Source organism: Chryseobacterium sp. L12 (assembly GCF_056133985.1).
On the sequence record NZ_JBVYOF010000029.1, the window covers coordinates 61,925 to 80,058 of the forward strand.

The window sequence follows — 18,134 nt, forward strand, 5'->3', positions numbered from 1 at the left end:
AAGATACAGCTATTACAGTATTTTCATTAAAAAAATATAAATTACATATCAAATTTGATCAGCCTGGATTTAATCAGTTACTTTTAATTATTGATTTAAGCTCTTTTTCTAAAGTTTCAAGATCCTGATCAAGCTTTCTGCGGTTTTCATTTCCCTGCTTCTGGATAGCTTTAACTTCATTAAGAGTATTGATCAGCAAAGAAGTAGTTTCTCTTAAACTTTCAGCTGAAATAATGGTTTTCTCATTAGCTCGGGCAACATTTTTAGAATTTTCATTTAAACGTTCCGCATTTTTCTTAAGAATTTTTTCAGTTGTAGAAGAAACCTTTTGCTGAATTTCAATATTTTGCTGCTGCCGGTGCATAGCAACAGCTAAGGAAAGCTGATTTTTCCATACAGGTAGTGTAGTATTGAGTATTGTCTGTGCTTTCTCAGCAATTGAAATATTGTTGTTTTGTACTAATCTTATTTGAGGAAGGGATTGCAACAAAATAAAACGTACTACCTTTAAATCCGCAAGCCTCCTGTCTAATCTTAAGATAAAATCTCTTTTATCAGCTATCTGATAATCAGCATAATTTTGCAAATTCAATTCCATTCCCGAAAGTTCATCATTTGCTTTACGCATCCTTATATAACCTGCAATAATAAGTTCTTCAATGGCTTTAATTGAATTTATATTGCTATCAAAAATATTTTGTAAAACCGCATTATCTTTAGTGGAGATAATGATTCCAGCGTTTACTTTTTGGGAAATCCGTTCAATATTGTTGGTAATTTTATCATATTTAGCAAAAATATTATCAACCTCAGTGAAAATTTTACTCATAAATGGCAGTCTACCAAGCAAGCTTTTTACTTTATTCCCCTGCAATTCATCAATATCAATATAATTTAACTCTATTAAAAGATTATTGATTAATTCCCCAACTTCTCCTGAGTTTGATTTACGCACATTTGTTAAAAAACTGTCGCTTTGATTTGCCAGCAATTTCTGAAGCTCAGAACCATAATTCACTACAGAAGAAGCGTTTTTCTCATCAATAGAATCTGCTACTTTTCCATATTTTTTGAGATCTTCATCTGTTAAATGACCCAAATCTACGTTTCCTTCTCTATCAACTACAAGCATTTGATAATTATCCGTTTCTTTATTGCTATTATGTAATATATTGCTAGATTTTTTTTCTTCGTTTTCCATGATTTATATTTTAATAGTAGTAACAGTGACTACACAATACAAGCAGTAAGTTACGTAAATTTTCAATTGCATAAGCAAAAAAAACTGTTATTAAATAGGATTTTTTTCATTAACTAATCAAAATTGAAATCATCAAAACGAAATTAAATTAAATTTAAAAATAAACACCATTTAATAAATATACCATAAAATAAAATTGCAAAAAATAATACATAAAAGAGAACTTAAATTAAGAAATTATCACACTTGTGGTAATAAAAATATTAATAAGACATCATCCTTTAACATTTCTTGATAAATCAAACAAATCTTAAAAAAACATCAACTAAAAATAACTAATAGAAACATTATAAAAATAACAATACACTATTCAAAAAAAAGAATAAATATATATGATCTAAAATAAGTTAATTATTGTTACATATTTAATAAAACAGAAAAATAGTTTGTAACTCCTGTTTTTTTTTATAAATTTGACACAAGTAATACCTAATAACCCTGAAACAAATAAGATTTTAAATCTAACAGCTAAATACAATCATAATCACCTTGAGTTGCTTTAATTGAATAATTTAACTCACAAAATTTAGATTATATTTAATTATCATGGGAATTGCAGCGTACTGCATATGGTGTACTATTTTACAACCACACCGATCACAAAACACAAATTGCTGAAAATCAAAATTTTACAGTTGAATGCAAATTTGATATTGTAAAGTAATGATACAGCTTTAATAAATTATCTTTTAATAATTAAAAAGATAATTCACTTTTCCCTATTACAAAGCTCTTATAATCACTTCTTTACTTTATTAAATACGATTAATTTAAAAATAATTAGTTTTTAATAAAAATGTTATATAAAAATATCCACATAGGGAAGTACATCAAAGAAATGGTAGCAAACAAAGAAATTTCTTTGGAACGAATCTGCAATTTTTTGGGAAAAGATGAAGATTTTGTAGAAAAAGTATATGAAAGTCCATCAATAGACACCGACATTCTTTTAAGATGGAGCAAACTTCTTGAATTTGATTTTTTCAGATTGTATACTTCACACCTTATTCTGTATGCTCCTCCTTCTGCAGCTAACAAGAAAACGGATAAAAAAAACGACACCACTCCTAAATTCAGAAAAAATATTTACACGCAGGAGATTAAAGATTTTATTCTTGGAAGAATAGAATCCGGCGAAATGACTCAAGCAGAAGTGATCAAAGAATATTCAATTCCGAAAAGCACGCTGCACCGCTGGATTTTGAAAAAAAGTTAACACCAACAATCAAACTATAGTATTCTTATGAGACCAAATTACAACAAGATCTATCAGGATCTTTTGAAAATGCAGTATCCTGAAAAACTGGAATGTCCGAAAGTAAGGGAACAGCTTACGAGACTAGATTCCACCGAAGAAATTTTAAAGCTTAATGAAAAGCTTTTCAAACCCACAAAAGAAACAGCAAAAACCAATCAACAGCTTAAAACGTATGATAAAAAAACAATGCTGAAGCTGCTAAGTTACCAGAAAAAGCATGATTTATCTACCAGTTTCATGTCCAGAAAATACAAAATCAGCCGGACAACTTTTTCAAAATGGAAAAAAATTCTTGAAGAAGAATTGTCTGTAACTTCAAAAAAATAGAAAAATACTACGCAAGCTGCGTAGTATTTTTTTTGCTAATCTTTCTTTAAAACATCTTTTATCCCATCCAGACCTTCGCTGAATTGTGCCAGTAACGCAATTACCTGTGTCATTCGATCATTTTCACCAAGACCTTTTATGGTTTTATTTTTCATAAACGTTTTCTTGATTTCGCTCCAGCGTTCTGTTTCATTTTCAGAAATTATATTCATCAATTCTTTTAACTTCAGCATGTTGGCTTCAGCTCCTGTTGTTAAGGTTTGCGATTCGTTTTGGTAATGATTCAAAACAATCTGAGTAACTTCTTCATCTTTCAGAATTGGCTGAATCTGAGAAATCAGTTTATTCATATTTCTGTAAGATCCCTGAAGTTTAAAAGTAGGTTCATTTCTGTATTCGTCAGACATTGCTGCAGAAGAGATGTATTGTTTATTTACTTTTAAAACAGTACTTCTTACTTTCAACGTATTTTCAAGTACTCTTCTGAAATCTGAAATCTCATTTGAGCTGAAGTTTCCTGCCAGATCTACATTTTCCGAATCAGATTGAATGCTTTCATATAAATTGTACAGATTTTCCATTCCGTTTTGAGTTAATCTTGTGAGATAATCGTTTGACATTAATACATTTTCGATTAAACTTAAATCGAATAAATCTGTTTTGCTGCCAGAAATTTCTCCCAGATTGTACGTATCCGAACGGTTTGCCAACATATCCGGAATTCTGAATTTCTCACCGCTTTCTGTATAAGGATTCCCCGCCATGATAAGACAAAACCTTTTGGATCGTAAATCGTACGTTTTACTTTCTCCGTTATAAATTCCTTCAATTTTTCTCTGTCCGTCTGCCAAAGAAATGAATTTCTGCAAAAACTCAGGATTACAGTGTTGAATATCATCAAGATACAGCATCACATTATCACCCATTTCCAAAGCCAGATTCAGTTTTTCAAGCTCCTGTTTTGCGCCAGCATTTTTAGCTTCGCCCGGATCTGTTGAAACAATATCATGACCGATTGACGGACCGTTGATTTTCATAAAAACCAATCCCATTCGGTCTGCCATGTATTCCATCAAGGTTGTCTTTCCGTAACCCGGAGGTGAAACCAAAAGCAACATTCCCATTCTGTCGGTACGTTTGTCGTTTCCTACCGTTCCTAATTGCTTTGCTAAATTGGCTCCGATCAAAGGAAAATAAACTTCGCTGATTAATCTGTTTCTCACAAACGAACTTAACACCTGAGATTTGAACGTATCAATTTTTAAAGCTTTCTTTTTATCGTTGACCCATTTTGCTTTCAATTCCTGAAGCTGTTTGTATTTCGGAACAATAACCTCATTAAAATTGGATAAACGGGAACTGAATTCATAATAATTTAAAGCATAATCGGCATCTTTTTCCAATGATTTTAATTCTTTCAGAACTGTTTCGTAAGAAATGTGAAAAACATTTTTAGCATCAAAATTCTGCGTTACAAAGAATACAGCAGCTTCTTTCTTAATATCATCTTCAACCTTTGATTCTGAATTAAACAAGAACGCATTTAGAGCACTTTCAGCAATAGAAAAACAGGCTGCAGGATATTTTTTCAAAGCATTCAGCTGATCAATAAATTCTAAATCTTTTCCTTTTTCCTTCAGATCTTTTATAAATGATTCATACAGCAAACCCGCTTTTTCAGAAACCAAAAACGCTGATTTGTTTTCTCTTTTCAGATAGATGGCAGCATTGAGATAATTTACTTCAGCAAAAAGCTGATTATTCTGAGCAAACAATTTTATTTCATTGGACAATTCTTCATTCAGATATTGAAAACCTTTATCTGTTGTAAAAGATTTTGAAATTAAATTTGCTGCTTCAAACTGCTTTTGGTAATATTCTTTTCTTTCCGGGTTCAAAAAATACCAGAACAATTGCGCCAAAGCCCTTTCTGAAGGCGTAAACTGCATCAATCCCAGTTCGTTGTGCATCTGCTGAAGTTTTGAGACAATCGTCAATGCATCTTCATCATGAATCCCTTTCACCAAACCTTCTCCAAAATGCTCCGTCATAAACTGCTGAACAGCATTTCGGTTTTGCTCTTCGGTATTGATGTTTTTATTTTGAGAAAAAACATTCCAAGCCAGATATTCAAAACGTTTCACCTTTTGATTTTCAGAAATATATTCCTGATTCCAAACTTCTTTGTAATCTGAAATCGCTTCAAAATTTAAAGGCTCATAAAATGCAGTTCCTGTCAAGTGATAATAATACTGTGCATTTCTCATCACCAAAGTCAGATCTAATTTCTGGCGGTTTACAGCAAATTTATAATCACCCAAAGCAATTACATTGTCTCCATCTGCATAGATTTCCTTTTTATCTTTCAGTTTTCTTACGGATTCTTGCTGTGAAGTTTTCAGTAAAGTCTGAATTTCTTCCGCTTTTGCAGAATCGTCCATTTCCATAAGCTGTCGTGAAATATCACGTACCTTTTCCACCATCAAATCGGTTGCAAAATAGCCGTTGATTTCATTTTCAGAATCAAATGACTCCGATTTTGTCTGAACAGATTTTAAAATCCGCTGTGCAGAATCGTACAAACTCTGAGTGCGCTTATTTCTGGATTCCGTTAATTGAACTCTTTTATTTTGAAAATGTCCGTAAACTTCTTCTCTTTTCTCTTCAATTTTACGGATAAATTCTTCAAAATCAACGAATTTCGTTTCCATCTCTTCCAATTGAACGGAAAGTTTCGTAAGATACTCATCACATTTATCGGGAGTCTGAGATAATTCAAGAAAATTAATCACCGACTGATCAAATAATGTCATTTGCGCCTGAAAATCAGCAGATAATTCTTTTCCTGAAATTTCTCTCTTTCTTTTTGAGAGTTCCAGTCTTTCCTGATTCAGTCTTGCAAAGATCACCGAAATATTTTCAATGATCTGAGTAGACTGTGACGTGTCTTCAATTTTTAAATTATTGACAATATCTACCAAAAGTTCAAGCTGCCCGGAAAGATTATTAATTTCCTCCTCAATTGTTTTGGCATCAATCGCTTTCTGTAAACTGATGATATTTTCAGAAATCTGCTGAGATCTGTTCTGATACGGAAGCAAAGCATCGTCCTGAAGAAGGAAATTCACACAAGCATTAGAAAGCTCTTCCGATCTTTCAGCCAAAGCTTTTTCCAAAGAATCAAGCACCGCTACATCTACATATTTTAAATCTCGCGCTCCGGTAATTTCACCACGCAGGGCTCTGATTGTAGAAAGCATATCAATATATTCGGTGAGCTGAGAATAATTGATTCTTTTGGTGTCATCTAAGGTTTTTTCAGATGCTGCTTTTATTTTTTCAACAGCTTCAGCCGTATTTTTCTTCTGCTCAAGTACTTTTTCATACTCATTAATGGCAGAATGAGCAATTTTTCTGATTTCCTTTAAAGGCTGATCTAAATTCTGAACTTCATCGTCACCCAGAAAATAATACGCATCTAAAATTGTAGTAGAAAGTTTTACAATATCATCATACAATCCGCTGTAAGAATCTTTCTTATTCAGTAATGTGATCAGTTCCTGACTTTCTGCCATTACTCTTACAATATCTTTATTCCCGATTTTGTAAAGAAGCGTATCAGATTTTTCTGTATTCGGCTGTAGTTCTTTTGAATACGGAGTCTGCCAGATTTGAGCTAAATGATGTTTCGTCGTTTCTACACTTTCTCTCAGATAAATCAGTTTTCCCTCATTTAAAATTGAAAAACCACTGCAACGGATAGGCGTTTCTATAGTCTGGGTAATGACATTGTACGAAATCAGCTGATAATTATTGGTTTTATCATCATAAAAAACATACATAAAATTCTCACCATTCGGCTCCTGAATAGTTTTCAGATAATGAAGTCTGTTCACATCCTGAGAAATCACCTTCAAACCTCCTGTCTGCAAAGCATAACCATTTGAAAAGAGGACGCCCTGATTTTCCGGGAGTAAAACCGCAGAATGCTTCAGTGTATCTACTCTTGAAACTTTCTTTTCTTTATGGTTATAAATGAAATAACGTTCTGTTTCCTGATAAGGTTTAATTTTAAACAAAACCAGATTATCCAAATCACAAAAGTGGATTTCAGCATCATCCAGATTTTGATCCTTGTGAATAACATCTTCCGAATAAATTCCTTTTCCGGTGTCGGTGTTGTCTTCAATTTTGATGGTAATGTCACCACCAATCGATTCAACGAAAACTTTATCTGCCAAAGAAACGTGCGGAAATTTCCCGCTTCGCTGCATATCTCTGGTTGCTTTTGTCCATACAAAACCATGTTGCGGAGGATAAGTAACTTCCGAAGCACTTCTGGAATCTACATACACCAGTTGATCTTCTTTAATCAGCCATTTGAATGCTTTAATATCCGAAGTACTTTCTGATAACTGGAAAACCATATACAAATAGTTTTCGGTAAAGTGAAAGCGTGCAAAAAAGGTGTTTCTGTAATATTTATAGAGATTTTTAAATTCTTCAGTGAAAATTTCATCTGAAATTAAAGAAAGATCCTTTGGCTCGAATCTTTTATTATTAATGGAATACACCGAAAAAACATCAGTAATATTAATCTCGGTTTGTAAACCTAAATGAGCATTTGAACCAAAAATCAATGTATTTTTTAAAGAAAAAATATCTTTGGCAATACAGTTGTGTTCGGTAGAAATTCTCTCATTGGCAATTAACGAAAAATCTACTCCTCCGAAAATTTCTTTACGGTTTTCGTTCAGTTTCTGAAGCCTCTGAATAAGATCATTTTTCTGCTCGTTCAGACGATTCTGTATGATTTCGTATGTCCCTGAATTTAATTGTTCTGACATATTTTGAGATATTAGATTTTAGATGCTAGATTTTATTAAAATGCTTTAAGCATACATTTAACTGCTTAAATGGCTTGTTTAAAAACTCTCAAAGTACTAGTAAATAATACAATGAGAGTTTCAGATATATAGTGAGTGTTTTGTACGCTCCTGAAAAATTAAATCTTATTTAATCGGTTTTTGATCTACACCTAAATGTTTTGCCATATCCATCGCTCTGTCCAAAAGTCCTCTTTCCTGCTGATTAGCAACACCATTGAGTTTAAAAATAAGACTTGCAATGCTCATATTTTTAATATCATCTGAAGAAATGTTGTATTTATCAACCATTCCCATCACTTTACCAATGATATTTTCTCCATCACCCAAAAGATTTTCTTTCACTAAAGTTGCGTTTTCGCTGTGGCTGATGAATTTATCCAAACCTTTACCCGCAGAAACCTGACGAACCACATTATCAAAGAAGGTATTATCACCCCCTACAATATCAATTTTTGCAGATTTGAATGCTTCCGCCAAAACTCCCGCCTGAGCTTGCGCAATATCTTTCTGAATTGAAATTTGAGCCAATTCTACTTCTTTTTCCTTCGCCAAAGTCAATCTGAATTCTTCGTGATCTTTTCCTGCATCATTCAGCTTTTTCATTGCTTCAGCTTTTTCGGTAATTCTCGCAGCTTCTGCCAAAGCTTTTTCCTTGATAACTTCTGCCTGAGCAATTCCTTCTTTCTTGATAGCATCTGCTTTTTTCTCAATCACTACTGCTTCTACGATTCCTTGTCTTTCTGCTGCATCTGCTTTTGCATGAAGAACCTGAGCTTCAGATAAACCAACGGTAGCTTCTTCTTTCGCTTTTGCATCGGCAATAATTTTACGTGCTTCAGCCTCTTTTTCAGCAGCATCACGTTTAGCCTGTGCTTCGATTACATATTTCTGAGCGTCTTTTTCAGCAGCTAATTTTCTTGCTTCTGCAGCTCTTGTTTCCTGAATAAGTTTCTTCTCAGCTTCCTGAGTTGCCAAAGTAATTTCCACCTGTTTCGTTCTGTCAGCAGTTTTGAAAGCTTCCAAATCTTTAATGGTTTGCTGCTCTTCTACAACCGTTTTTTCCATTGTTAAACGCTCACGAATCGCATCCTGAATATTTTTCTTTTCTAATTCTATTGCCTTTTCTTTTTCGATCTGAGCCAGAGATACAATTCTTTCTCTTTCTGTTGCTTCCAACATTTTGTCTTTCTGCACTCTTTCAGTTTCTACCAGATCGGCACGCTCTTTATTTTTTGCAGCAATCACAACCTGTCTCTGTTTGTTCTCTTCTGCAATCTGCAATTTTTCTTCTGTCGCAATTCTTACTGTTTCATATTTCAAACGCTCTTCTTCATCCACTTTCAGAATTTCAGCATTTTCACGGGCTTTAATATTGGCAACTTCTCTTTTTTGAGACTCTTCTTTTTCCGCTAATTGTTTTTCAAGCTCCAGAATCGCTTCACGAGCTTCAACATTCTGCTTTGTGATCGTTTTTTCTTCGTCTCGGCGAACCTGATTGGCTTTAATATTTTGATTAGCTGTTAATTCGGTAATTTTTTTAATCCCTTCAGAATCAAGAATATTGTCTTTATCTAAATTTTCGATTTTTGTTTGCTCAAGAAAATCAATTGCGCAGTCATCCAGAACATAACCATTCAGATCTGTCCCGATAATGTCAAGAATTTCCTGACGAAACTCGCTTCTTGCTTCGTAAAGCTCGATAAATTCAAACTTTTTACCAACGGTTTTTAAGGCTTCAGAAAATTTAGCTTCAAATAATTCTCTTAAGGTATTGATGTCTGAAGCTCTCTGACATCCGATGGTCTGACCCACATTTACAATATCATCAACCGATTTATTAACTCTGATAAAGAAAGCCACCTGAATATCGGCTCTCATATTGTCTTTACAGATTAATCCCGCTCTTCCTTCTCTGGCAATTTCAAGTTTTTTAACGGAAATATCCATAGATTCCATTCGGTGAATGACCGGAATTACGATTCCCGCATTGAAGAATACTTTTGTACCTCCGTAACCTGTTCTTAAAATAACGATTCCCTGAACGGTTTTTTTATACATGGATAAAATCCAGAAAATCAACCCGATGGAAGCTATCACAATGATAACAATTCCTGCAATTAAAGTTGTGTTCATATTTTTTTAGTTTATTATTTTATTGTGTTTTTGTTAATTTATTAAATGTAAATGCGCAGTATTTAATATTATTTAGTCTATTTTCGTTCAAAAAGATTTACCTACACTGGATTTCCGGCAAATATATTTCAAACATTTGTGATTCCAAATCAATTAAAGAATCATTTCCAGGATATAGCTGAAAATCATTATAAAAAAAGTAAGCATGACTTGTTGTTTTTAAAAGCGGATTTCTGTAGCTACGTAATAAAATTTCTTCTGAGGATCTTCATCCACTATAATAACGGTGGTTCCGTGTTCTATTCTTTCACCGTCTTTACTTTTTACCATCAGTGTCATAGGATCACTCCCGATAAAAACTTCCAGTATTCCTATTTTTTGGTCTTGAATGGTTGATTTCATCCTACCTTCTCTTCCCAGAAAATCGTGCGCTTTTTCACCTTTATGGTTAATTTCCCTGAAAAAGGGATTTAATGGTTTCAGAATAATTTTTGTTGCCAAAATACTGATCAAGAAAGCAGGAATTACCATCAAAACAGCCATCCAAAAACCAGGTGAAATAAAAACCTCAACATAAAAAGAAGCCAGCCATGTAAAAAACAGCGAAATCGTTAAAAAATAGGTCACCGGAACAATATCAAGATTCAGAAATTTTAAAAATTGAATCCAAGCAGAAGGATCTTCAGGAACATATACATCTCCATCCGGAGTTTCTACATCAAAATCAGCATCTATACCGACATCAATATCCAAACCTGTAATGATGGTAAAAAGCCAGTAGATAACCGCCAAAATAAGCAGCACACTCAAAACAGTATTTACCGGAGTAAAAGCAATATGTAAAAATTCCTGAAAGGTCATATTTTAGCCTTTTTTAAGTGTATTTTTTAATTTCTGCAGAGCGCTCTCTGCTTCTCCGTCTGTATTTTTCAACAAATCATCAATCTCCTCATCTACCGTCTTCCCGGTTTTCGCCAATTCAGAATACGCTTCTGCCACCGCTTCCTGCTGAACCACTCGGTCTTTTAGTTTTTCCAGCATTGAAACTGCACTGCTGCTGTCAATCTGAGTCATTTTTCGGTTGATATCTCTTGTAGCCTCACTTACCTGCACTCTCGCCTCCAAGGTACGCAGTTCGTTTTCCCATTTGGAAATATTAGATTTCAGCTGATTAATGTTGGTCTGCATTTTTTCACATTCTTGCTGCAGCTTTTCGGTTTCAGTTTTTAAAACTTCAGCCCTTTTCTGTGATTCATTTTGCTTCTTCAAAGCTTCTTTTGCAAGACGGTCGCCTTCCGAAACTTCAATTTCCCCTTTTTCAGATTTCTGAACCAGCAAGACTGCTTTTGCGTAATAATCTCCCGCAGAATGATCTTCTGCTTCCGCTTCGTTTTTTTTACGGATTGAAAGCGCTTTCAGTTGAGCCAAAGCTTCAAGACTTTCCGCAAGCTGATCTTTCATATCAGCAATTCCGGCTTCTGTAAGCTTTATAGGATCTTCAAAATTTTCTAATGCCGAACTGACTTCAGCTTTTCCTATTGCATATAATCTTTTAAAAATATTCATATTTTGATATTTATTATTTACTCATTTTTATCATTTCGCTATTGAACTCCCCGACCAAAATCCCTAAAGAATTAATTGAAGCCATTACTTCATTTTGCGCCATATTATCCGTAGGCAAGGTATCACGGAAAATCACTTTTTTCCCGGAATGATCCAGAACAAATGCCCCATGTACAATATCCCTGTTTTTTTGAAGCAAGGTGCGGTACATTGTTTCTGTGGGATTTTTAATTTCAAAAAGAAACTGTTCCATAATTAATATTGAATCTGAAACAATCAGAATCATGTTCTTGATTCCGTTAGATTCTTTCTCAATAATCAGTACTTTTTGATTTTCATCCTCAAAACTTATGTTAAATTCATAATCTAACAACCATTCTTTAACCTTATTAAATATTTTATTCTTTTCGCTCATATTCCATGCGTTTTAGCTTTTAGATAAGCAAAAGTAATAAAATTTTTACAATTTGCAAATATTTTTAGCAAAATTTTCCATTAATAAACTTATATTTGCAAAAAAGATTAGACTTATGAGTTTTTTTGGAACAAATATTAAGAAGATCAGACAAGTTAAAGGGTTAAGCCAAAAGGCCTTCGCAGATTTATTCGAGCTAAATCGCGGTGTAATAAGTGCTTACGAAGAAGGAAGAGCAGAACCAAAAATTGATACACTTCTAAAAGTTGCCCATTATTTTAATCTGGACATCAACGATTTCCTGACAAAACCACTACAGGTAAACAATCTTGTAAGCGGATCAGTCATTGACACGCTCATGTTTTCGCCAATTGAAGAATTTAGTAAACTAAACAATACCGTTAAAAATTTAGCAGAAAATACCGACCAAGTTCATATTTTGCAAAAAATATTAGCAAAAATTGATTTAATATTTGAGTTCAAAGAAAAGAAACAGCTTATTTCTCATTACAATATCGGAGATTTTCTATTTCTTATTAAAACAGATCTCCAGTCTGAAAAACCCGGAACACTCGTTACATTACAAGGAGAAAACCTTCAGTACCTTTCTGAAATTCCTGAAGAAAAATGGCAGAAAACCGAAGTCTATAAAGTCGCAGGTTATATTTCTTTTGAACAAAAAAATATACTTGCTGACATTCTGAGCAGGATTGAGGTTTTAGAAAAGAGTCTGAAAAATTAATCTGGAAAATAATTCATTTTAAACCTGAATTAAATTATTTTATTTAAAACGAATATTCAGCAAATAATTATCAGGCTTCGTGTTTAGTCTTCTGATAAGTAAAATGGTTGATCAGTATTCTGATTTCATTAAATTCAAAATCTTTCGGTAAAGCATTTTTCCATTCATTGAGACTTTCATAGGAATTTTGAGAAAATTCTTTTTCGAAAGCTTTAATTTTATCTGAAGTGATAATTCTGGAAATATCCAGCAAACCCTGTTCAGCAAATTTAGCCAAATGACCCAGAACTGTTTCTTTTACTAAACCTCTTTCTAAGGCAATTTCAGAAACTGTTTTTCCTTCTTCAAATAATTGAAAAGTGAGAACCTGAGAAGGAACTTTAGCTATTTTCATGCTTACTTCTTTATTGTTTTTCTCATCAAGAAGTTTTACATCCAAAAGATGACTCTCTTTTAATCCATTCAGATAATCTTCAATATCTTCAAGCCAGCTTCTGATTTCCTCGTTGTATTGTTTAAGTCCTTTTACACCCTTAATTTCAGCATAAAAATCCTTCAACGGACTGAAAATTTTATTATTGATTTCACTGAAAAAGAAATTAACCGCACCTTTGGATTTATTCTCAATTTCGAGCCATTCTTCTTTTTCCTGAATAAACAGGCTGACTTTCTGAAAAATAATCCGCTCCAGTTTTTCAAAAATTTTGCTGAGGTTCTGAGTTTCATGCTTAAGCTGCAGGTAGAGCTGATTCGCTTTTACCCGATCAATACTTTTGTTGACCAAAGACAAATTATTCCACTGCTCCACTTCTTTCATCAACCACTGACAATCTAATGTCCGAAGAAGTTTTCTGATGGCATAATCGTATTTTTCCTGATTCAGTATTGTTTCCACATGATCATTGGCATGGGTATCACCTTGAAATTTTAAAATTCTGTTATCTTTAAAAATAACTTCAGGAGTAATTTTTGATTTTAAAACAATTCCTTCCAAAGTTCGGCAGCGAGACAAAGCAACATACACCTGTCCTGCCGTAAAACTTTTACCAGCATCTATAATAACTTTATCGAAGGTAAGTCCCTGACTTTTATGAATCGTAACTGCCCAAGCCAATTTTATCGGAAACTGTTCAAAACTTCCCAAAACCTCCTCTCTGATCATTTTATCAGAATCAAGAGAGTATTTTTTTTGTTCCCAGACTTCCCGCTTTACGGTAATTTCTCTTTCGCTGCCTTCCAGAATAACTTTTATCTCGTTTTCTTCCAAAGCAGAAATTTCACCAAGCTTACCGTTGTAATATTTTTTATCGCCTGAAATATCATTTCGGATAAACATAATTTGAGCTCCGACTTTCAGCTCAAGAAACTGATCATTAGGGAACTGATTTTCTTTAAACTCACCAAAAAGCTTGGCTTCGTAAATTCCCGGTGCAAGATTGATCTCTTTCAGTTTTTCCTGATTGATATCGTCTGCCATTTTGTTGTGAGAACAAAGGTAAACGTAAGGTTCTTCGCCTGATTCAAAATCAGGAGTGTATCTTTTGTTTAATTCTTCAAAATCAATATTAGCAACATCACCATCTCTAATTGCATTTAAAATTTCAAGGAAATGCTCATCAGTCTGCCGATATACCTTCGTGAGTTCAATTGTAAGCAAAGGAATTTCCTTAATGGCGATACTATCGAAGAAAAAGGGAGAATTGTAAAACATTTTAAGCACATGCTCGTCTCTCACAACAGGTGGAAGCTGGTACAAATCTCCGATGAACAACATCTGAACCCCGCCAAATCGCTGATTATTTCTGCGGATAAACCTGAGAGAAAAGTCCATCATATCCAAAACATCTGCCCGAAGCATAGAAACCTCATCAATAATGATCACTTCAACTTCTCTCAAAAGTTTGAGCTTATCTTTACGATATTTAAAATGCTGCTGAAGATCAACAATATTATTGGCTATATTACTGTCTATGCGATCTGTAGTCGGTAAAAAAGTACGCAACGGAAGACCAAACATAGAATGAATGGTTACTCCGCCTGCATTGATGGCAGCAATTCCGGTAGGAGCTACTACGATATGCTTTTTTTTCGTTTTTTTTACAAATTCGTTAAGAAATGTGGTCTTACCAGTTCCAGCTTTTCCGGTAAGAAAAACGCTTCTGCTGGTAAATTCTATTAATTCAAAAAAATGATTGTTCATCATCAGCAAAATTACGAAAAAGAGTTTAGGGAATAAATTTTGATTAAATTAAAAAAATAATAATGAAATTTGCATGGTACTAAATCAGCATCAACAATGACGTTATTAATAAACCGATAAACAACTGCATTATGAGAAATTTCTTCAGCATTTTTTTAATCATTTTAGCCTTCGTAACAATGGCAAACTCCTGTAAATCGGCAAATTCACAGGACGACTCCACACTTCCTAAAGACATCTCCGAAAGACCAGCTGATGAAAACAGTGAAAAGTACGATCAAGCCTTATTGGACGAAATGCGGACAGAAATAGAATCAGCAATCGCTAAAGAAAAATGCAGCAAATCTTCAGAATGGACTTTTGCCCCAATGGGATCAAAAGCTTGCGGAGGTCCTGTACGCTATATTGCTTATCCTAAAAAAATTCAAGATGTAATAGCCCCAAAAATCAGCGATTACACGCAAAAAATGTCTGACTTTAACAATAAATATAATATCGTTTCCGATTGTATGTTGGCAGCAGAGCCAACGGGAGTACGATGTGAAAACGGTAACGCAGTATTTATTTATTAAACTTAAAAAAAGCTCTGACCAATCAGAGCTTTAAGTTATTCTAAATAGATTTTTATCCTTCGTACCATGAAGAATATTTCACATAATTATCTGCAATTCTGTTAACTTCACCTTCCAGTAAAGCGGCAGAAATATCTTTAATTTTTTTCGCCGGAACTCCGCCCCAAACTTCACCTGATTTGATGTGCGTTCCCTGAGTTACCACAGAACCGGCTCCAACAATAGAATTTTCTTCTACCAGACAATTATCCATCACAATAGAACCCATCCCAATCAGCACGTTATCTTTGATGGTACAGCCATGAACAATAGCATTATGACCAATAGAAACGTTATTCCCGATTTCCAAAGGATATTTTTCGTACGTGCAATGAAGCATTGCATTATCCTGCACATTCACTTTACTTCCCATTTTTATATAATGCACATCACCTCTTATTACCGCATTATACCAAATACTGCAGTTCTCTCCCATTGTGACATCACCTATTACAGTTGCTGTTTCTGCTAAAAAAGTATTGTCACCAATTTGTGGTGTTTTTCCTAAAAGTTCTTTTATTAAAGCCATATTTCAATTTAACATTAGAAAAATTAAGTTATTCCGAAAACATAAATTATTGAATTTTAAAAGCTCTGCCACTCAAATTACACCGATAGCAAAAATCTAAATTCAATCCTCCCCGTTCTAACTTCTAATCCGTATTTTTGTATTCTCAAATTTAACGAAAAAATGCGTACAATCCTTATAGAACCAACAGAAAACCCAAAAGTGATTAAATTTGTAGCCGACTACAACTTGATTCCCGGATCATTGGAGTTGGACAGAGATTCAGATATATCCGAAATTCCTATTGCACAGGAACTTTTTAACTATCCTTTTGTAGAAAGAATCTTCATTACTGCTAATTTCGTAGCCGTTGCAAAACAGGATACCGTAGAATGGGAACATGTAGTAGAAAGTCTGAAAAACGTCATTGAAGATGAACTATTGGCAAACCCAAGAATCTACCTGCAGAAGAAAAAAGAAATGTATCAGATTTATGCTGAAATGACACCGAATCCTAATGTAATGAAGTTCGTATCAAACAAACTTCTTCTGGACGGATTTGTTGAGATAAAATCCCGAGATGAAGCCAATGGAGTTCCTCTGGCTCAGGCTATTTTTAAGGAATTTGATTTTGCGAATGAAGTTTTCATTTCAGATAATTTTGTTGCAGTTACCAAAGATAACAGTGTAGAATGGCATCAGGTAATGGTTACCGTTCGTGCACTTATCGCAGATTATCTACAGAATGGAGGAGAAATTTCAAATATTGAAGCTCAAAAACATGAAAATCCTGTTGAAAAGATCATCAACAGAGATTATACGGATGACGAGCAAAAAATTTCAGATATTCTAAATGAATATGTAGCTCCGGCGGTAGAGAATGATGGCGGTAAAATTTCTTTAATGGAATACGATGAAAGTACCAAAACCGCTAAAATGCTTTTACAGGGTGCATGCTCCGGCTGTCCGAGCTCAACGGCAACTTTAAAAGGCGGAATTGAAAACATTTTAAAGCAATTCGTTCCGGATCTTGTTGAAAAAGTAGAAGCTGTAAACGGATAAAATGACGTTAGAAGTTAGAAGTTAGAAGTTAGAAGTTAGAAGTTAGAAGCAAAATTACTTTTACTTATTAAATACCACTCATTGCTTATACATTATATGAAAGGAATATTATTAGTCAATCTCGGCTCACCAAGATCTACCGCTGTCCCAGATGTTAAAGAATATCTGGATGAGTTTTTAATGGATGAAAAAGTGATTGATTACCGCTGGTTTTTCCGTGCTTTACTCGTTCGCGGAATTATTCTCAATACAAGACCTGCAAAATCTGCCGAAGCTTATAAAACAGTCTGGACAGAGCAGGGCTCTCCTCTCATTGTAATTACAGAGAAAATCCAGAAAAAACTACAGAAACTGGTTGATATTCCTGTAGAGATCGGGATGCGCTATGCACAACCCAGCATTGAAACAGGAATTCAAAAACTCATAGATCGCGGCGTCTCGGAAATTGTTCTTTTTCCGCTGTATCCTCAATATGCAATGAGTACCACGGAAACAGTAATTGAAAAAGCTGAGGAAGTGAGAAAAGCAAAATTCCCGAATATAAAAATCAATTACATTCAGCCGTTTTACAACAGAGAAATTTACATCAATTGTTTGGCTGAAAGTATTAAGGAAAAACTGCCGGAGAACTTTGATGCGTTGCAATTTTCTTATCACGGAGTTCCTGAAAGACATATCTATAAAACAGATCCTACCAAAACATGTAATCTTAACGACTGCTGCTCAAGAGAAAGCAATCCGAGTCATCAGTTTTGCTACAGACATCAATGCTTTAAAACAACCAACCTGGTAATAGAAAAACTGAATCTTCCAAAAGAAAAAACTATTGTTTCTTTTCAGTCGAGATTAGGTAAAGATAAATGGATTGAGCCTTACACCGATGAAACATTTGAGACGATTCCTAAAAAAGGAATAAAAAATCTGGCAGTAGTTTGTCCTGCTTTTGTATCTGATTGCCTGGAAACTCTAGAAGAAATCTCTGTAGAAGGAAAAGAACAGTTTACCCATGCAGGAGGAGAAAACTTCCATTATATCCCCTGCCTGAATGATGAAGACCGGTGGATTGAAGTGATTAAAACTTTGTGTGAAGAAAAACTCAACGAGTTTTATTTCGTTTAAACAAAATTTACATCAAACTAAAAGACACTTAGGTTTCTAAGTG

Annotated in this window: 14 protein-coding genes; 6 read left to right on the plus strand and 8 right to left on the minus strand. The window is 34.0% G+C overall.

The window, feature by feature from the left end; genetic code table 11:
* Window positions 1-73: 73 nt before the first annotated feature.
* Complete coding sequence (locus AC0NBN_RS15155) at window positions 74-1,132, minus strand: toxic anion resistance protein (RefSeq protein WP_474468756.1); 1,059 nt, start codon at window positions 1,130-1,132, stop codon at window positions 74-76.
* Between the two features lie 925 nt (window positions 1,133-2,057).
* On the opposite strand from AC0NBN_RS15155, the gene AC0NBN_RS15160 reads away from it, so the two are divergent.
* The gene (locus AC0NBN_RS15160; RefSeq protein ID WP_143884108.1) at window positions 2,058-2,477 is read left to right on the plus strand and encodes a transposase; all 420 of its coding nucleotides are present in this window, start codon (window positions 2,058-2,060) and stop codon (window positions 2,475-2,477) included.
* 27 nt (window positions 2,478-2,504) lie between these two features.
* Window positions 2,505-2,846, plus strand: a complete 342-nt coding sequence (locus tag AC0NBN_RS15165; RefSeq protein ID WP_160813668.1) for a helix-turn-helix domain-containing protein — start codon at window positions 2,505-2,507, stop codon at window positions 2,844-2,846.
* Between the two features lie 35 nt (window positions 2,847-2,881).
* On the opposite strand, the gene AC0NBN_RS15170 is transcribed toward AC0NBN_RS15165, so the two are convergent.
* The 5 genes from AC0NBN_RS15170 to AC0NBN_RS15190 all read right to left on the minus strand — a co-directional run bounded on the left by AC0NBN_RS15170 (window position 2,882) and on the right by AC0NBN_RS15190 (window position 11,849).
* Window positions 2,882-7,693 (minus strand): DNA repair ATPase, encoded by a 4,812-nt coding sequence (locus AC0NBN_RS15170; RefSeq protein ID WP_160813666.1) that lies wholly within the window; start codon window positions 7,691-7,693, stop codon window positions 2,882-2,884.
* A gap of 165 nt (window positions 7,694-7,858) precedes the next feature.
* Complete coding sequence (locus tag AC0NBN_RS15175; RefSeq protein ID WP_160813664.1) at window positions 7,859-9,868, minus strand: SPFH domain-containing protein; 2,010 nt, start codon at window positions 9,866-9,868, stop codon at window positions 7,859-7,861.
* A 219-nt stretch (window positions 9,869-10,087) separates the two neighbouring features.
* On the minus strand, window positions 10,088-10,729 hold the full coding sequence (locus tag AC0NBN_RS15180; RefSeq protein WP_160813663.1) for a hypothetical protein: 642 nt from the start codon (window positions 10,727-10,729) through the stop codon (window positions 10,088-10,090).
* A 3-nt stretch (window positions 10,730-10,732) separates the two neighbouring features.
* On the minus strand, window positions 10,733-11,434 hold the full coding sequence (locus AC0NBN_RS15185; RefSeq protein WP_160813661.1) for a PspA/IM30 family protein: 702 nt from the start codon (window positions 11,432-11,434) through the stop codon (window positions 10,733-10,735).
* A 13-nt stretch (window positions 11,435-11,447) separates the two neighbouring features.
* Entirely contained in the window at window positions 11,448-11,849 is a 402-nt protein-coding gene (locus AC0NBN_RS15190) for a YbjN domain-containing protein (RefSeq protein ID WP_143884114.1), read from the minus strand.
* A gap of 115 nt (window positions 11,850-11,964) precedes the next feature.
* Here AC0NBN_RS15190 and AC0NBN_RS15195 point away from each other — a divergent pair, with 115 nt between their 5' ends.
* A complete protein-coding gene (locus tag AC0NBN_RS15195; RefSeq protein WP_160813659.1) occupies window positions 11,965-12,591 on the plus strand; it encodes a helix-turn-helix domain-containing protein in 627 nt (208 codons plus the stop codon).
* A gap of 70 nt (window positions 12,592-12,661) precedes the next feature.
* Here the strand turns inward: AC0NBN_RS15195 and AC0NBN_RS15200 are convergent, their stop codons facing one another.
* The gene (locus AC0NBN_RS15200) at window positions 12,662-14,791 is read right to left on the minus strand and encodes a helix-turn-helix domain-containing protein (protein ID WP_160813737.1); all 2,130 of its coding nucleotides are present in this window, start codon (window positions 14,789-14,791) and stop codon (window positions 12,662-12,664) included.
* Window positions 14,792-14,922: 131 nt separating this feature from the next.
* Here AC0NBN_RS15200 and AC0NBN_RS15205 point away from each other — a divergent pair, with 131 nt between their 5' ends.
* Window positions 14,923-15,363 carry a hypothetical protein gene (locus AC0NBN_RS15205; RefSeq protein WP_143884116.1) on the plus strand — a complete coding sequence of 147 codons (441 nt, stop codon included), beginning with the start codon at window positions 14,923-14,925 and terminating at the stop codon, window positions 15,361-15,363.
* A 52-nt stretch (window positions 15,364-15,415) separates the two neighbouring features.
* On the opposite strand, the gene AC0NBN_RS15210 is transcribed toward AC0NBN_RS15205, so the two are convergent.
* Window positions 15,416-15,931 carry a gamma carbonic anhydrase family protein gene (locus AC0NBN_RS15210; protein WP_143884117.1) on the minus strand — a complete coding sequence of 172 codons (516 nt, stop codon included), beginning with the start codon at window positions 15,929-15,931 and terminating at the stop codon, window positions 15,416-15,418.
* Window positions 15,932-16,093: 162 nt separating this feature from the next.
* Between AC0NBN_RS15210 and AC0NBN_RS15215 the strand changes: the two genes are divergently transcribed.
* Window positions 16,094-16,972, plus strand: a complete 879-nt coding sequence (locus AC0NBN_RS15215) for a NifU family protein (RefSeq protein ID WP_160813657.1) — start codon at window positions 16,094-16,096, stop codon at window positions 16,970-16,972.
* A gap of 96 nt (window positions 16,973-17,068) precedes the next feature.
* Window positions 17,069-18,091: a ferrochelatase gene (gene hemH, locus AC0NBN_RS15220; RefSeq protein ID WP_160813655.1), complete on the plus strand. Its 1,023-nt coding sequence runs from the start codon at window positions 17,069-17,071 to the stop codon at window positions 18,089-18,091.
* Window positions 18,092-18,134 lie beyond the last annotated feature (43 nt).

Bases quoted from the DNA above. Each gene is read 5' to 3' on its own strand.
- AC0NBN_RS15175 (WP_160813664.1), bottom strand. From the start codon at position 9,868: ATGAACACAACTTTAATTGCAGGAATTGTTATCATTGTGATAGCTTCC.
- AC0NBN_RS15195 (WP_160813659.1), top strand. From the start codon at position 11,965: ATGAGTTTTTTTGGAACAAATATTAAGAAGATCAGACAAGTTAAAGGG.
- AC0NBN_RS15210 (WP_143884117.1), bottom strand. From the start codon at position 15,931: ATGGCTTTAATAAAAGAACTTTTAGGAAAAACACCACAAATTGGTGAC.
- AC0NBN_RS15200 (WP_160813737.1), bottom strand. From the start codon at position 14,791: ATGAACAATCATTTTTTTGAATTAATAGAATTTACCAGCAGAAGCGTT.
- AC0NBN_RS15180 (WP_160813663.1), bottom strand. From the start codon at position 10,729: ATGACCTTTCAGGAATTTTTACATATTGCTTTTACTCCGGTAAATACT.
- AC0NBN_RS15205 (WP_143884116.1), top strand. From the start codon at position 14,923: ATGAGAAATTTCTTCAGCATTTTTTTAATCATTTTAGCCTTCGTAACA.
- AC0NBN_RS15215 (WP_160813657.1), top strand. From the start codon at position 16,094: ATGCGTACAATCCTTATAGAACCAACAGAAAACCCAAAAGTGATTAAA.
- AC0NBN_RS15170 (WP_160813666.1), bottom strand. From the start codon at position 7,693: ATGTCAGAACAATTAAATTCAGGGACATACGAAATCATACAGAATCGT.
- AC0NBN_RS15155 (WP_474468756.1), bottom strand. From the start codon at position 1,132: ATGCTTGTAGTTGATAGAGAAGGAAACGTAGATTTGGGTCATTTAACA.
- hemH (WP_160813655.1), top strand. From the start codon at position 17,069: ATGAAAGGAATATTATTAGTCAATCTCGGCTCACCAAGATCTACCGCT.
- AC0NBN_RS15165 (WP_160813668.1), top strand. From the start codon at position 2,505: ATGAGACCAAATTACAACAAGATCTATCAGGATCTTTTGAAAATGCAG.
- AC0NBN_RS15160 (WP_143884108.1), top strand. From the start codon at position 2,058: ATGTTATATAAAAATATCCACATAGGGAAGTACATCAAAGAAATGGTA.
- AC0NBN_RS15185 (WP_160813661.1), bottom strand. From the start codon at position 11,434: ATGAATATTTTTAAAAGATTATATGCAATAGGAAAAGCTGAAGTCAGT.
- AC0NBN_RS15190 (WP_143884114.1), bottom strand. From the start codon at position 11,849: ATGAGCGAAAAGAATAAAATATTTAATAAGGTTAAAGAATGGTTGTTA.